12 protein-coding genes are annotated in these 13,519 nt (G+C 60.4%); 6 read left to right on the plus strand and 6 right to left on the minus strand.

Going from position 1 to position 13,519, the window contains the following annotated elements; translation table 11 throughout:
- Positions 1 to 67 precede the first annotated feature (67 nt).
- A complete protein-coding gene (locus tag JOH52_RS17795; protein WP_017266111.1) occupies positions 68 to 1,468 on the minus strand; it encodes an L-serine ammonia-lyase in 1,401 nt (466 codons plus the stop codon).
- Positions 1,469 to 2,068: 600 nt separating this feature from the next.
- Between JOH52_RS17795 and JOH52_RS17800 the strand changes: the two genes are divergently transcribed.
- The 3 genes from JOH52_RS17800 to JOH52_RS17810 all read left to right on the plus strand — a co-directional run bounded on the left by JOH52_RS17800 (position 2,069) and on the right by JOH52_RS17810 (position 4,434).
- Complete coding sequence (locus JOH52_RS17800) at positions 2,069 to 2,803, plus strand: DUF599 domain-containing protein (RefSeq protein ID WP_013844304.1); 735 nt, start codon at positions 2,069 to 2,071, stop codon at positions 2,801 to 2,803.
- 140 nt (positions 2,804 to 2,943) lie between these two features.
- The gene (locus tag JOH52_RS17805; RefSeq protein ID WP_017266112.1) at positions 2,944 to 3,957 is read left to right on the plus strand and encodes a heparan-alpha-glucosaminide N-acetyltransferase; all 1,014 of its coding nucleotides are present in this window, start codon (positions 2,944 to 2,946) and stop codon (positions 3,955 to 3,957) included.
- A gap of 3 nt (positions 3,958 to 3,960) precedes the next feature.
- A complete protein-coding gene (locus JOH52_RS17810; protein WP_014529695.1) occupies positions 3,961 to 4,434 on the plus strand; it encodes a methyltransferase family protein in 474 nt (157 codons plus the stop codon).
- 225 nt (positions 4,435 to 4,659) lie between these two features.
- Here the strand turns inward: JOH52_RS17810 and JOH52_RS17815 are convergent, their stop codons facing one another.
- On the minus strand, positions 4,660 to 5,046 hold the full coding sequence (locus JOH52_RS17815; protein ID WP_003536722.1) for a MerR family transcriptional regulator: 387 nt from the start codon (positions 5,044 to 5,046) through the stop codon (positions 4,660 to 4,662).
- Between the two features lie 84 nt (positions 5,047 to 5,130).
- On the minus strand, positions 5,131 to 6,552 hold the full coding sequence (gene mgtE, locus JOH52_RS17820) for a magnesium transporter (RefSeq protein ID WP_010969209.1): 1,422 nt from the start codon (positions 6,550 to 6,552) through the stop codon (positions 5,131 to 5,133).
- A gap of 223 nt (positions 6,553 to 6,775) precedes the next feature.
- On the opposite strand from mgtE, the gene JOH52_RS17825 reads away from it, so the two are divergent.
- The 3 genes from JOH52_RS17825 (at position 6,776) to JOH52_RS17835 (ending at position 8,150) form a co-directional block, all read left to right on the plus strand.
- Positions 6,776 to 7,294, plus strand: a complete 519-nt coding sequence (locus JOH52_RS17825; RefSeq protein WP_014529696.1) for a peptide deformylase — start codon at positions 6,776 to 6,778, stop codon at positions 7,292 to 7,294.
- Positions 7,295 to 7,373: 79 nt separating this feature from the next.
- Positions 7,374 to 7,640 (plus strand): putative periplasmic lipoprotein, encoded by a 267-nt coding sequence (locus JOH52_RS17830; RefSeq protein WP_014529697.1) that lies wholly within the window; start codon positions 7,374 to 7,376, stop codon positions 7,638 to 7,640.
- Between the two features lie 156 nt (positions 7,641 to 7,796).
- Positions 7,797 to 8,150 (plus strand): hypothetical protein, encoded by a 354-nt coding sequence (locus JOH52_RS17835; RefSeq protein WP_010969207.1) that lies wholly within the window; start codon positions 7,797 to 7,799, stop codon positions 8,148 to 8,150.
- Between the two features lie 258 nt (positions 8,151 to 8,408).
- Here the strand turns inward: JOH52_RS17835 and JOH52_RS17840 are convergent, their stop codons facing one another.
- Genes JOH52_RS17840 through JOH52_RS17850 form a run of 3 tightly spaced genes read right to left on the minus strand, consistent with a single transcriptional unit; the run spans position 8,409 to position 13,259 of the window.
- The gene (locus JOH52_RS17840; RefSeq protein WP_010969206.1) at positions 8,409 to 9,956 is read right to left on the minus strand and encodes a SpoVR family protein; all 1,548 of its coding nucleotides are present in this window, start codon (positions 9,954 to 9,956) and stop codon (positions 8,409 to 8,411) included.
- Between the two features lie 12 nt (positions 9,957 to 9,968).
- On the minus strand, positions 9,969 to 11,285 hold the full coding sequence (locus tag JOH52_RS17845) for a YeaH/YhbH family protein (protein WP_003536733.1): 1,317 nt from the start codon (positions 11,283 to 11,285) through the stop codon (positions 9,969 to 9,971).
- Between the two features lie 24 nt (positions 11,286 to 11,309).
- Entirely contained in the window at positions 11,310 to 13,259 is a 1,950-nt protein-coding gene (locus JOH52_RS17850) for a PrkA family serine protein kinase (protein ID WP_003536736.1), read from the minus strand.
- Positions 13,260 to 13,519: the final 260 nt, after the last annotated feature.

The raw sequence follows: 13,519 nt of genomic DNA on the forward strand, positions 1-13,519 counted from the left end.
GCCGGCGGCTGCGGTCAAGCCGTCCGGGCGTATTCGTCCACAGCCCCATCGGCTTCGGACTGAGCGCTCAGCACTCGACCACGTTGACGGCGAGACCCCCGGTCGATGTTTCCTTGTACTTCTCGTTCATGTCCGCGCCGGTCTGGCGCATCGTCTCTATACAGGCATCGAGCGGCACGAAATGCTTGCCGTCGCCCTTGAGTGCGAGCGAAGCGGCCGTAACCGCCTTGACGGCACCAAGGGCATTGCGTTCGATGCACGGCACCTGAACGAGACCTGCGACCGGATCGCAAGTCATTCCGAGATGGTGTTCGAGCGCGATCTCGGCCGCATTCTCGATCTGCTCGGGCGTTCCACCCATGACGGCAGCAAGACCCGCCGCGGCCATCGCCGACGCCGATCCGACTTCGCCCTGACAGCCCACCTCCGCGCCTGAAATCGAGGCGTTGTGCTTGATGATGCCGCCGATCGCCGCTGCGGTCAGCAGGTAATCCCGGATGCCTTCCTGATCGGCATCGTCGTGGAAATGCAGATAGTAGCGGATCGTCGCCGGAACGACGCCGGCCGCGCCGTTGGTCGGCGAAGTCACCACCCGGCCGCCGGCAGCATTCTCCTCATTGACCGCCATGGCATAGACGCTCAACCAATCATTTGCGAGGAGAGGATTGGTCTTGTTGGAGCGCCATTCCTCCTGCAGCTTGTCGTGGATCGCCCGGGCGCGCCGGCGCACCTTCAGCCCACCAGGCATGATGCCGTCCTGGCTGAGGCCGCGATCGATGCAACTGCTCATCGCCGTCCAGATGCGGTCGAGCCCGGCGTCGAGCTCGTCCGTCGACATGCTGCACTCTTCGTTCGCCCGCTTCATCTGGGCGATCGTCAGCCCGGAGCGCGCGGCCATGTCGAGCATCTGCTGGGCCGTGGCAAAGGGATAGGGCACCTTTACGCCGGCGGGCTTGTTCTTCTGGGCCCTCATCGCGTCCAGTTCCGTATCGGTCACCACGAAGCCGCCGCCGATCGAATAGTAGATGCGTTTCAGAAGGAGCCGGCCGTCCCGGTCGAAGGCGGAGAAGGACATGCCGTTTGCATGACCCGGCAGCGGCGTCTTCTTGTCGAAGGCGAGATCGGTTTTCGGCTGGAACATATAGCCCGGGTGACCCGGCGGGGTGATGCGGCCCGTACGCTCCACCTGCTCGATGATCCCGTCCATCCCGTCCGGCTCGACGAGATCCGGCCGCTCGCCCATCAGGCCGAGAATGACCGCCCTGCCCGTTCCATGGCCGATGCCTGTATGCGCCAGCGAACCATGGAGGCTTACCTTGATGGCGCCGACAGCCGCGTGAGACGGTCGCGGCCATTCATCCGACAGGATGAGATCGAGAAACCTGTTGGCCGCCGACATCGGCCCCATCGTGTGTGAGCTCGATGGACCGATACCGATCTTGAAAACGTCGAAGACGGAAAGAAACATGAATTGCCTGCCCAGAGCCTGACGCCACGCTGCTGCCGATGAGCTCCGCGTTCGCGTCGATGATAGGACCGAAACCGACCGTTTTCCTGCTCGGGCGGTGTCGATCATTTCCTAATATAGGATCGAACCCTAAGCGATCCTATGCCGATCCATCAGGCGACCGACCGACATTGGATTCTGTTCGTGCGACATGCCACTGAAGAACTGCGCATGTGTTCGGCGATCAAAAAAAAGCGATGCAGCCCGTGGACTGCATCGCCTGACATTTCAATCTATCTTCAGAAGCCGCCGAAGAGATAGGCGAGAACGAGAACACCCCCGAAACCCGCCACGGCGCGAACCGTCACGCCCCAGCACGACTTCTCTACTGTTTTGTCCATGATGTCTCCGAATACCGAAGCCCGGTAACCATTAAGTCGTGTGGCCGTTCAATAGCGAAGAATCTGTTAACACGCAATGGTGAAATATGGCGAAATAGTGTCAGAGCGATGCGGGACACCTTGGGCGCGGACACGAAGCCGTGTGCAAGCGGCGGAATCCCGGAGCGCCCGGCTCGATGCTCGCGCCTCGATTTCGCCGTGAGTCTTAAGACAGGCCAACATGGGCCCATCTTGCATTTTCGGACGGCCGTGCCAAAACACCGCTATGACCTCTGAAGATTACGTCGCGCTCGCCATCTTCGTCCTCCTCTGGGCCGGCTTCAGCTGGGCTTCCGACGGGGGGCGCGGCTTCGACCGCGTCAGCCTTACGCGTTTGATGAACGAGCACAGGGCGCGCTGGATCCGCAATTCGCTCAATCGCGATCTGAAGATGATCGACACGCAGATCATCGCCGGGCTGCAGGCCGGTACCGCCTTCTTCGCCTCGACGACGATCTTCGCGCTCGGCGGTTGTTTCGCATTGCTCGGCGCGACCGACCAAGTGCAGATGATCTTTAGCGATCTGCCACAAATATTCCGAAGCGGGCGGACGGCCTTCGAACTGAAAGTCGGCGGTCTGACCTGCCTCTTCGGCTATTCCTTCTTCAAGTTCGGTTGGTCATACCGGCTGTTCAACTACTGCTCGATTCTGATGGGCGGCATTCCGATGACGGCGGACATGAAACGCGACCAGAAGGCCGCCGAGCGTGCCGCAGAGCGTGCGATCCGCATGAACATACTTGCGGCCAAGCACTTCAATGCCGGCCTTCGGGCGATCTTCCTGTCGATCGGCTATCTCGGCTGGTTCATAAGCCCCTATGTGTTCATGGTGCTGACCGCCCTCGTGATCTTCGTCCTCGCGCGCCGGCAGTTCTTCTCCGAAGCGCGCGCCGCGCTGATCGAGAATGCGCAATAGGCTGCAGCAACCGATTGCACCCGGCCCGCGGTTTGCGGTAACCGACCGAATGACTGGCGGCCCTCATTTCAACATATTCGCGACGCGACTGAAATGAGGCGCCCTCGTAGATCCACCTCCAGCAGCAGAGCGATTCTTCGATGTCCGAACATAGCGCGACGACGACCCCTAAAGCGCAAATGCGCACGGAGGCGACCGGAACCAACCGGATGGTTCTCCTGGATGCGCTGCGCGGCCTGGCACTCGTCGCCATGGCCCTCTATCACTTTGTCTGGGACCTCGAATTCTTCGGCTATGTCGCGGCCGGGACCGGCGGCTGGCGGATGTTTGCACGCTTGATTGCCAGCAGCTTCCTGTTTCTTGCCGGTTACAGCCTCGTGCTCGGCCAGCTCCCGAAACTCCGTCCGCGCGCCTTCGCCATACGTTTCGCGAAGATCGCCGGCGCAGCCGCGCTGATCAGCATCGGGACCTGGTTCGCCTTCCCTCAGTCGTTCATCTTCTTCGGCATTCTCCACGCCATTGCGGCGGCAAGCCTCGTCGGCCTCCTGTTCCTGAAAATGCCGGCCGCCGTTTCCTTTCTTGCCGCTGCCGCGGCCTTCGCGGCTCCCCTCTATCTGCGCTCGTCGTTTTTCGACATGCCGGCGCTCTGGTGGGTCGGCCTCTCGGAAACGATCCCGCGCTCGAATGACTACGTTCCTCTGCTTCCCTGGATTGCCCCTTTCCTGCTCGGCCTCGGCACCGCGAAGCTGCTCCACCCGTTATTTTCCGCCCGCCGCAGCCGAAGCGCCGGGACCCATAAGCACCCGTGGATGACGCCTCTCGCCTTTGGCGGCCGTCACAGCCTTTTGATATATCTCATCCACCAGCCGCTGCTTATCGCGGCAGTCTATCTCTTCTCTCTCGCCGTTCCCGCCCCGGCACCGGATCCGGCACGGGTCTATCTGCTGAACTGCGAACGGGCCTGCAGCAACGAAAATTCCGGGATCTCCTGCAGCACCTTTTGCGGTTGCACGCTCGCCGGCCTGAAGGAACAGAACCTGTTCGACGATCTGAACCTGGGCAAGATCGACGTGAACACGGATGAACGCATTGCGCGAATCGCCGGTCAGTGCACAATGGATGCACAATCAGGAGAGGCACAGTCAGGGGACTAGGACATGAATGCCTTTCGTGCCAAGCCGCTGAAGTTTCCATGGCCGCCTCTGCTCTATGGCGCGGCCGTCCTGATCGCGCTGGCCCTGGGCCACCTTTTCCCGATTCCGGTGGCGCACCAGCACAGTTGGATCCTCTCGCTGGTGGGCTACGGCCTCGTGGTGCTGGCGATCACCATCGATCTCTGGGCCGTCAAAACCCTCCTTGACCGCCATACAGCCGTACTTCCGAACCGGTGCGCCACCTGCCTCGTCACCTGCGGCCCATTTCGTTTCACCCGCAACCCGATCTATTTCAGCTACACGCTGGCGATGACCGGCCTCGGATTGGCGACGATCAACCCCTGGTTCTTCATCACGGCAATTGCGGCGGTCGGATTGACCACCCTTTTCGCGATCCGCAAGGAGGAGCGGCACCTGCTGTCGCGCTTCGGTTTCGAGTTCGAGCGATATTGCCGGCACACTAGCCGTTGGATTTGAGCGGACATGGAAGAGTCTGCCTTTTCCTCATCGTGCACGCCACAGGGATCCAGAAGCGCCGTCTGCGGCGCGGAAGCGTCCGTTCAGCTGGCTGGATTCATGTGACACGCAGGAATGGGGGAGTTTTGGGGGCGGTACGCGAGCGTTCGCGCGCGGATTATGCGAGCCGTCTTTCGCTGATTGCATTGGCTTGCGAAACGAACGGGCAAAAACTCAAACGGACCGTCAGGTGCCGACACCGATTTCGGCAAGACGCGTGAGGCAGGCCTCTTCGACATTGTCGAGTTCGCTAAGTGTGTCTTCGATGTCCTTGCGCTTCTGCCGCAAGTCCTCGCGCTTCTCCTCGACGCGTTTGATCAAGAGCTGCAACTGGCCCATTTCACCCGGCGGATCCTTGTAGACCTGAATGATCTCGCGAATTTCGGCAATGGTGAAGCCAATGCGCCGGCCACGCAGGATCTCCTTTATGAGGTGCCTGTCGGCGGGGCGGAACAGACGCGTGCGGCCACGACGCTCCGGATGAATCAGTCCCTCATCCTCATAGAAGCGCAGTGTCCGGGTCGAGATGCCGAATTCCCGGGTCAGCTCGGTAATGCTATAATATTTGTTCACGCAGCCATTCCATCAAAGACGCGCCCTAACTATTGTTGACTTTGACGTAAAAGTCAAACACGGCGCGCCCGCTTGCGTCGCAACTCAGCTAATACTGAACCACCATGTCGCGATGCCGAGAAAGCTGAAGAAGCCGGTTATGTCGGTGACGGTCGTCACGAAGACGGCGGAGGAGACCGCCGGGTCGGCACCGTATCTTTCGAGCAGAATCGGGATCAGGATGCCGGCGAGTGCGGCGGCCATCATGTTGATCAGCATCGCGGTCGCGATGATGCCGCCGAGGTCGGGATTCTGGAACCAAAGTCCCGCAACAAGACCGATGAACCCACCGAAGATCACGCCGTTCAGGAGTCCGACGCCCGCCTCGCGGCGGATGATTCTCGGCGCGTTGTGAATATCGAGCCCCCGGGTCGCGAGCGCACGCACCGTTACGGTCATGGTTTGCGATCCGGCATTGCCGCCCATTCCTGCGACGATCGGCATCAGGACCGCAAGTGCAACGATCTGCTGGATCGTGGCGTCGAACAGGCCGATGACCGAAGCAGAAACGCAAGCCGTCATCGAGTTGATGAAAAGCCAGGGAACGCGTGAGCGCGCGGCTTCCGCGACCGAGTCCGACAGTTCTTCGTCACCGACGCCGCTCAGGCGCAGGAAATCCTCTTCCGCCTCTTCTTGGATCACGTCGACCACGTCGTCGATCGTCAACACGCCGACGAGCCGGCCGTTTTCATCGACGACGGCGGCCGAGAGAAGGTCGTACTGTTCAAACAGCTGCGCCGCCTCCTCCTGGTCCATTTCCGCCGGCACGGAATGGCTGGTATCACGCATGATCGCATCGATCTTTACCGAGCGCTTCGCGCGCAGCACCCGGTCCAGATCGACTGCCCCGAGCAGCTTGAAAGTCGGATCGATGACGAAGATCTGCGTGAAGCTTTCGGGAAGGTCGTCGTCCTCGCGCATGTAATCGATCGTCTGGCCGACGGTCCAGAAAGGCGGCACCGCGACGAACTCGGTCTGCATGCGCCGCCCGGCGGTGCTCTCCGGATAGTCGAGCGAGCGGCGCAGGCGGACGCGCTCGGTAAAGGGCAGCTTGGCGAGGATCTCTTCCTGATCCTCCTCGTCGAGATCCTCGAGAATGTAGACCGCGTCATCGGAATCCATCTCGCCGATCGCCTCGGCAATCTGCTCGTTCGGCAGATGTTCGACGATGTCGAGACGGATTCCTTCATCGACCTCGGTCAGCGCAGCCAGGTCGAAGTCCTTGCCGAGCAGCAGAACCAGAGCGATACGCTGCTCCGGCTGGATCGCCTCGATAAGGTCACCGAGTTCCGAGGCATGGAGGCCGGCGACATGCTGGCGAAGATAAATGGTATCGCGATCCGCGATCGCGGCGCCGACATGCATCAGGAAATCGGAGCGTACCGACCCGTCTTCGGCGTAGATGTCCGAGCCGTCGTGGACAGCGATTTCGTCGGAACCGCGGTCGTCGTCGCCGGTGCTGCTCATGGACCCGCCCCTCCAGAGATTACCGCCGTCCGAGCCCGCGCCGGAAACGGCTCCTCTGCCCTGCTAGCGTAAAGCTCCGCCTGCGTCCACAGTCGAGACGAGATCGGCGATCCGCCTCGGAACATTTATCCAAGCTGTTGCAAAAACATATGAAATGATGAAACGAATGTGAGAATCCTAATGGGCGCCGGCCCGACCACTGACCCGAGCAGAGACATTCCTCATGGCCGTCCGACCGATCATACGCTTTCCAAGCCCGCTGCTGACGACGTCAACCGAACGGATCGGCCGGTTCGATGGCACACTTCGCCAGCTATCAGACGATCTCGTCGACACGATGCGCGCCGCCCCCGGCATAGGCATCACCGCGTCCCACATCGGCATCCTGCAGCGGCTGACGGTCATCGAAGTCGATCCGCAAATGGGACCGCGCAGCTTCGTCAACCCGGAAGTCGTCTGGCAATCGAGCGAGACGGCGCGGCACAGCGAGGGCAGCGTCTCAATGCCGGGTGTCGCCGAAGAAGTGGAGCGGCCGGTGCGCGTGCGCATCAGCTTCCAAACTCTGGACGGCGAGACACGCGAGGAAGAAGCCGAGGGACTGATGGCGGTCTGCCTGCAGCATGAGATCGACCAGCTCAACGGTATCTTCTGGATTCGGCGGCTTTCCAGGCTAAAGCGCGAACGCGCCGTCAAGCGGTTCGAAAAATTTAACCGAGCCGAAGCTTTTCCCGGCACGCAATGATTGCGGCACCCCTTCGATCTGCCGTAAACCGTTTTCCGGTCGGCCACCGGCTCCAAAATAGCAAGGCGAAGGACAATCGATGAAGAAAATAGCCCTGATGCTTCTCTGCGCGGTTGCGCTTGCAGCCTGCACCGCAACCCCTCCCGACCTGGAGCCGCTTCCCGGAAGCCTCACCCATGGAGAAACAGCCTCCTCTCGGAAGACCCGTGCCGCCCCGGGGACCATGATCCAGAACCGGTTCCTCCATAAGGGCACCATGGTCTTCGAGACCTATGAGGTTCAACCCGACCATACATATAAGCTCGTTCGCCGCAGCGTGGCCGACTCCTGGCCGCCCGGCGACTGATCACGGAACATTGTCGGCCTCCGCTCCGTTCCCTACTGCATGTATCCTCGGATCCTAGCCGGTCCAAGGACAAAAAAATGCAGCAATTCAAGGTGCTACACCGACCTTTCGCCTCCTTGAGGCGCGGCGCTGTAGATAGCCAGTGGAGTCAAAGCGATGGCCAAATATCTTGACGAACGCGGCGATCCGGCCTCGGCAACGCACGGAGCGGATCGAGAGAATTTCACCGGTGAGGAAGCCAAGCAGGGACGCACGGGCGTTCCGGTGCTTGGGGTCCTCGTCGGCGGACTGTTCCTAGCCCTCCTCGCCTGGGGCGCCGTCGAAATCTGGGGTGAAAGCACCGATAACGACCGCCTCACGGAAACGGAACAGGTTCAGCCGGCGCCCTCTCCGGAGCAGACAGGCAGCGTCGGCACCGGACAGCCCGTCCCGACCGACCGGGATCCCACGGCACAGACCGGCACCGGCGGCGAGTCGCAGCAGGTTTCCCCGGAGGGGACCGAGAAATAATTGCCGGGTCGACCTGAAATCATGAGACGCGGGATGCGAGCGGAATACTTGTCCCGCCCCAAAGCGCATATCGGAGGACTGCAATCTCTCCTCTCCTCATCTCTGTGCTTGTCACAGAGATCCAGCAGCGTCGCGTCTGCGGCGCGGGAAGCGTTCTTTCAGCCCAAGGACTTGGTCTGGCTGGATCCCTGTGACAAGCACAGGGATGAGGTGATCAAACAAGCCGCGGCGGTAATCCCGAGTCTCATCAGGCCTTAGCTAGTCCGACAGTTCCTCAGTCGAGCACTCGTAGAGCGTCTCGCCGCTCTCCATGTCGACGCCGGCGAGGCTCACCTCGTAGCCCCACAGACGGCGGACGTGGCGCAGAGTGGCATCGCGGCTGTTCTCCTCCAGGAGGACCCCATTCTTCACATTGTGCTGCAATCGCAGGTGCCGGTCGCCCAGCAAATCGACATCCATGACCTGGATATCCGGCTGGCTGCTTCCGATGTCGTAGCTGCGGGCGAGAGCGCCGCGTATCGTTTCGTAGCCGCGCTCGTTATGGATGGATGCCACCTCGCAGAAATTGTCGTCCGCCTCGTCCGTCAGCAGGAACAGCCGAAACTTGCGGATCAGCGCAGGGCTCAGGAACTGCAGGATGAACGACTCGTCGCGGTGGTTCGCCCAGGCATCGAGAAGCGTCTCGCGCCAAAGGCCGGTGCCGGCGATTTCGGGAAACCAATCGCGATCCTCCGCCGTCGGCGCGACGCAGATGCGCTCGATGTCCTGCATCATGGCAAATCCCAGCGCATACGGGTTGATCCCCGGAAAGCGGGGATCGTCGAAGCCCGGCTGAAAAACGACATTGGTATGACTCTGGAGAATCTCCAGCATTGCGCCTTCGCTTATTTTGCCCTGGTCGAAGAGATTGTTCATGATGGTGTAGTGGACGAAGGTGGCGCATCCCTCGTTCATGACCTTCGTCTGCCGCTGCGGATAGAAGTACTGAGCGATCACGCGAACGATTCGCAGTATCTCCCGCTGCCAGGGCTCAAGGATGAGGCTGGTCTTCTCCAGGAAATAGAGCAGGTTCTCTTCCGGGAGGTTCAGTGATTTTTTCCGCTCCGAGAGCTCCCGTTCCAACTGGGTCGGATCGTTGTTCTCCCCCGCGGGCGGAAGCGTTCTCCACAGGTCGCTGAAGGTCTGCTCTTCATATTCCAGCCTCTCGCGCATCCGCTCCTGCTCTTTTTCGGTCGACAGGCGCGGCGGCCGTCTGTAGCGGAAGACGCCCTGCTCCATGAGTGCATGGGCAGAGTCGAGGATCGCCTCGACTGCCGGCGTTCCGTGCCGCTCTTCGCATTTGCTGATGTATTTCTTCGCGAAGTCCATATAGCTGAGGATTGCGCTGGCGTCGGTCCACTGCCGGAAGAGGTAGTTGTTCTTGAAAAAATGATTATGGCCGAAGGCTGCATGGGCGGTCACCAGGGCCTGCATGGCCATGGTGTTCTCCTCCATCAAGTAGGTGATGCAGGGATTGGAGTTGATCACCAGCTCATAGGCGAGGCCGCGCCGGCCCCTGCGATAGAGATGATCCTCGAAAACGAAGCGCTTCCCGAAGGACCAATGCTGGTACATGAGCGGCATGCCCACCGACGAATAGGCATCCAGCATCTGCTCGGAGGAGATGATCTCGAGCTGATTGGGGTATACGTCGAGACCGAGATCTTCGAGCGCGATCTCCTCGATGGCATCGTAGGTGCGCGCCAGTGTCTCGAAATTCCAGTCGGAACTCTGGAACAGAAGGTTTGAGGCGGCGCCTTTTGACATCCCGGTCCCTTTTCACTTGCGCAATTGCATTTCCGGCTGCTTGCCGAAGAGTTTTCGGAAAACGGGGTAGATATCCGCCGGTTTCGCGATGCGGGTCATCTGGAAATTCGGCCATTCGCCGTCGACGGTGCGATAGGCCCGCCAGAGCGAAGTCCCGTTATCGGTCGTGCCGAAAATCTCCGTCTCTCGCTCATCGATAATCTCGACATAGGCGTAATATTGGCAAAGTCCCATCAGTTCGTCGTGAAGAAGGGAAGCGCAGCGTTCGGAGTCGCCTGAGATATTCTCGCCGTCCGATGCCTGCGCGGCATAGATGTTCCATTCGTGGGCAGGATAGCGCTCCCGGATGACGCGCAGCATCTCCTCCAGCGCGGTGGAAACGACCGTGCCGCCGCTCTGCTTGCTGTAGAAGAAGGTATTCTCGTCGACCTCGCCGGCCTCGTCGGTGTGCCGGATGAACACGATGTCGATCCGCTCATAGCGGCGCTTGAGGAAGAGGTGCAGCAGCACGAAAAAACGCTTGGCGAGGTCCTTCTCCCGCTCCCCCATCGAAGCCGAGACATCCATGAGGCAGAACATGACCGCACTCGCATTGGGCAGCGGCTGCGGCTCGAAACGATTGAAGCGAATGTCCACGGGATCTACATAGGGAATCCGCCGGCGCCGGCGCTCGAGCCTGTCGAGCTTCTGGCGCAGCTCCTCTAGGCGCTGCCGGTGCTTGATGCGGCCACGCGGCTCCGTCTCCAGCCCTGCAATCTCGTCGGCTAACGCCTCGATTTCCCGGCGCGACGGCCGCCGCAATGCGATGCGGCGTCCGTAGCTGTTGCGCATGGTGCGGCCGACATTGATGTTCGTCGGCGAGCCGCTTGCGCTGAAACCGGCGCGCCGTCGCTTGAAGGTAACCGATTCCTTCAGATTGAGCTTCACCATGTCGGGGAGCTCGAGGTCCTCGAAGAAGAGATCGAGCACCTCCTCGCGTGAAAGGACGAACTGAAACTCGTCTTCGCTTTGGCCGGTGCCGGCACCGGCATTGCCCGCACCGCCACCTGACCCCCTTTTGGGAATACGGTCTCCCGCCGCGAACTCCCGGTTTCCCGGTAGGACGTGGCGCCGCTCGCCGCTGTTGGAGTCCGGCTGGAAAGCGGGCTCGTTGACGCCACGTGCGGGCATGGACACGTTCTGTTCGGCATCGACATCCGCGATCTTGCCCGACTTGACCCGCTCTTTGATGGTTCGCTTCAGTTCCTCTCGTGCCCGTTTCAGGAAGCGTTGCCTGTTACCGAGACTTTTGTCCTTCGGATTGAGGCGACGGTCGATGAAATTCGGCATTAGCTAACCCCCGCATCCGCAGCCTCAACCCGCCTTGTTTACACGCATGTACCAGTCGACGAGACGCCGCACCTGCCGTTCGGTGTACCCGCGCTCCTTCATGCGCTGGACGAATTCGACATGCTGCTTCTCCGTGGAGCTGTCCTTCTTCGACCCGAAGCTGATAACCGGCAACAGGTCTTCGACCTGGCCGAACATGCGTTTCTCGATGACCTCGCGAAGTTTTTCATAGCTCGTCCAGGACGGGTTCTTGCCATGGTTCTTGGCCCGCGCCCGCAAGGTGAACTTGACGACCTCGTTGCGGAAGTCCTTCGGGTTGGCGATGCCCGCCGGTTTTTCGATCTGAGACAGTTCGCTGTCGAGGATCTTGCGGTTGAGGATCTGGCCGGTGTCGGGATCCTTGAAGTCCTGGTCCTCGAGCCAGGCATCGGCGTAGGCGATATAGCGGTCGAACAGGTTCTGGCCGTATTCGCTGTAGGACTCCAGATAGGCCTTCTGGATCTCGTGACCGATGAATTCCGCATAACGGGTGGCGAGTTCCGACTTGATGAAGTCGAGATAGGCTGCCTCCGTTTCCTTCGCAAACTGCTCGCGCTTGATGGCCTGCTCCAGGATGTACATCAGATGTACGGGATCGGCCGCGACCTCCTTGGTGTCGTAATTGAAGGCCTCGGACAGGACCTTGAAGGCGAAGCGGGTGCTGACGCCGGTCATGCCCTCGTCGACGCCGGCAGCGTCCCGATATTCCTGCACCGATCGCGCCTTCGGGTCGACATCCTTGAGGTTCTCGCCGTCATAGACGCGCATCTTGGTGTAGAGAGACGAGTTCTCGTGAGGAACGAGCCGGGTGGATACGGTGAAACGGCTCAGTATCTCCAACACCTCGGGTGCGCAGGGATTGCTGACCAGTTCGCTCTCGCGAAGAAGCTTTTCGTAGATCTGCTTCTCCTCGGTGACGCGCAGGCAATAGGGCACCTTGACCACCAGGATGCGGTCCAGGAATGCCTCGTTGTTGCGGTTGTTCTTGAACTGCAGCCATTCCGATTCGTTGGAGTGGGCCAGAATTGTGCCCTGAAACGGGAACGCGCCGAAGTTTTCGGTACCGTTGTAGCTGCCTTCCTGGGTCGCCGTCAGAAGGGGATGCAGGACCTTGATCGGCGCCTTGAACATCTCGACGAATTCGAGCAGCCCCTGCGTCGTGCGGTTCAGGCCGCCGCTGTAGGAGTAGGCGTCCGGGTCGGCCTGGCTGTAGTTCTCGAGCTGGCGGATATCGACCTTGCCGACAAGCGAGGAGACGTCCTGATTGTTCTCGTCGCCCGGCTCGGTCTTGGCGATGCCGATCTGACGCAGGCGCGACGGCATCAGCTTGACGACGCTGAACTTGGATATGTCGCCACCGACCTCGTCCAGCCGCTTGGAGGCCCAGGGAGAGATCAGGCCTGTCAGCCTCCTACGGGCGATGCCGTATTTGTCTTCCAGGAGATCGGCCATGCGTTCGGGATGGAACAGGCCGAGCGGCGATTCGAAAACCGGGCTGATCTTGCCGTCGACCATCAGCGTGTAGATCGGTCGCAGTTCCATCAGCTTCTTCAACCTTTCGGCGAGCGAGGACTTACCGCCGCCGACCGGCCCCAGAAGATAAAGGATCTGCTTGCGCTCCTCGAGACCCTGGGCGGCATAGCGGAAGTAGCCGACGATCCGCTCGATCGTGTCTTCCATGCCGAAGAAGTCGGAGAAGGCCGGGTAAATTTTGATGGTTCGGTTTGCGAAGATCCGACCTAAACGCTCGTCAGCGCTGGTATCGACGAGAATCGGGTCTCCAATTGCGTCCACCATTCTTTCCTGAGCGGTGGCGTACATGCTTTTGTCATCGCGACATGCGAGGAGATATTCCTGTAGACTTATCTCTTCTTGCGCTGCACTCGTATAAATCTCCGAAAAGAGATCGAAGACGTCAGATTCACTCCTTTGCATCGTGCTCTCCCGCGGCGGGCCGCTTGGTTGAAACGGGCTCGCTGCCTTTCGGCATCTGCTTCAGGTGAACGGTTTTCCTAGCTTCAAAGTTCCTTCACATAACCGACACTGAAACGGATACCGAAGCAGCAGCCAGCGACGAACATCCGCTTATCAGTTCGGGACCGACCGATCGGCGCCTCGTGAAAGTTGTGAGGCGCACTCCGCAAGACTCGTCGCTCTGTCACCCCATCATGCCGGCGCTTCTCGCGAATCCGTCA

It is taken from the genome of Sinorhizobium meliloti, assembly GCF_017876815.1.
GTDB classification, from domain to species: Bacteria; Pseudomonadota; Alphaproteobacteria; order Rhizobiales; family Rhizobiaceae; genus Sinorhizobium; species Sinorhizobium meliloti.

What these genes read in the sequence shown, in the direction of transcription:
- JOH52_RS17840 (WP_010969206.1), bottom strand. Translation starts at nt 9,956, where the DNA reads ATGTCAAAAGGCGCCGCCTCAAACCTTCTGTTCCAGAGTTCCGACTGG.
- JOH52_RS17800 (WP_013844304.1), top strand. Translation starts at nt 2,069, where the DNA reads ATGGGCCCATCTTGCATTTTCGGACGGCCGTGCCAAAACACCGCTATG.
- JOH52_RS17830 (WP_014529697.1), top strand. Translation starts at nt 7,374, where the DNA reads ATGAAGAAAATAGCCCTGATGCTTCTCTGCGCGGTTGCGCTTGCAGCC.
- JOH52_RS17850 (WP_003536736.1), bottom strand. Translation starts at nt 13,259, where the DNA reads ATGCAAAGGAGTGAATCTGACGTCTTCGATCTCTTTTCGGAGATTTAT.
- JOH52_RS17795 (WP_017266111.1), bottom strand. Translation starts at nt 1,468, where the DNA reads ATGTTTCTTTCCGTCTTCGACGTTTTCAAGATCGGTATCGGTCCATCG.
- mgtE (WP_010969209.1), bottom strand. Translation starts at nt 6,552, where the DNA reads ATGAGCAGCACCGGCGACGACGACCGCGGTTCCGACGAAATCGCTGTC.
- JOH52_RS17810 (WP_014529695.1), top strand. Translation starts at nt 3,961, where the DNA reads ATGAATGCCTTTCGTGCCAAGCCGCTGAAGTTTCCATGGCCGCCTCTG.
- JOH52_RS17845 (WP_003536733.1), bottom strand. Translation starts at nt 11,285, where the DNA reads ATGCCGAATTTCATCGACCGTCGCCTCAATCCGAAGGACAAAAGTCTC.
- JOH52_RS17835 (WP_010969207.1), top strand. Translation starts at nt 7,797, where the DNA reads ATGGCCAAATATCTTGACGAACGCGGCGATCCGGCCTCGGCAACGCAC.
- JOH52_RS17805 (WP_017266112.1), top strand. Translation starts at nt 2,944, where the DNA reads ATGTCCGAACATAGCGCGACGACGACCCCTAAAGCGCAAATGCGCACG.
- JOH52_RS17825 (WP_014529696.1), top strand. Translation starts at nt 6,776, where the DNA reads ATGGCCGTCCGACCGATCATACGCTTTCCAAGCCCGCTGCTGACGACG.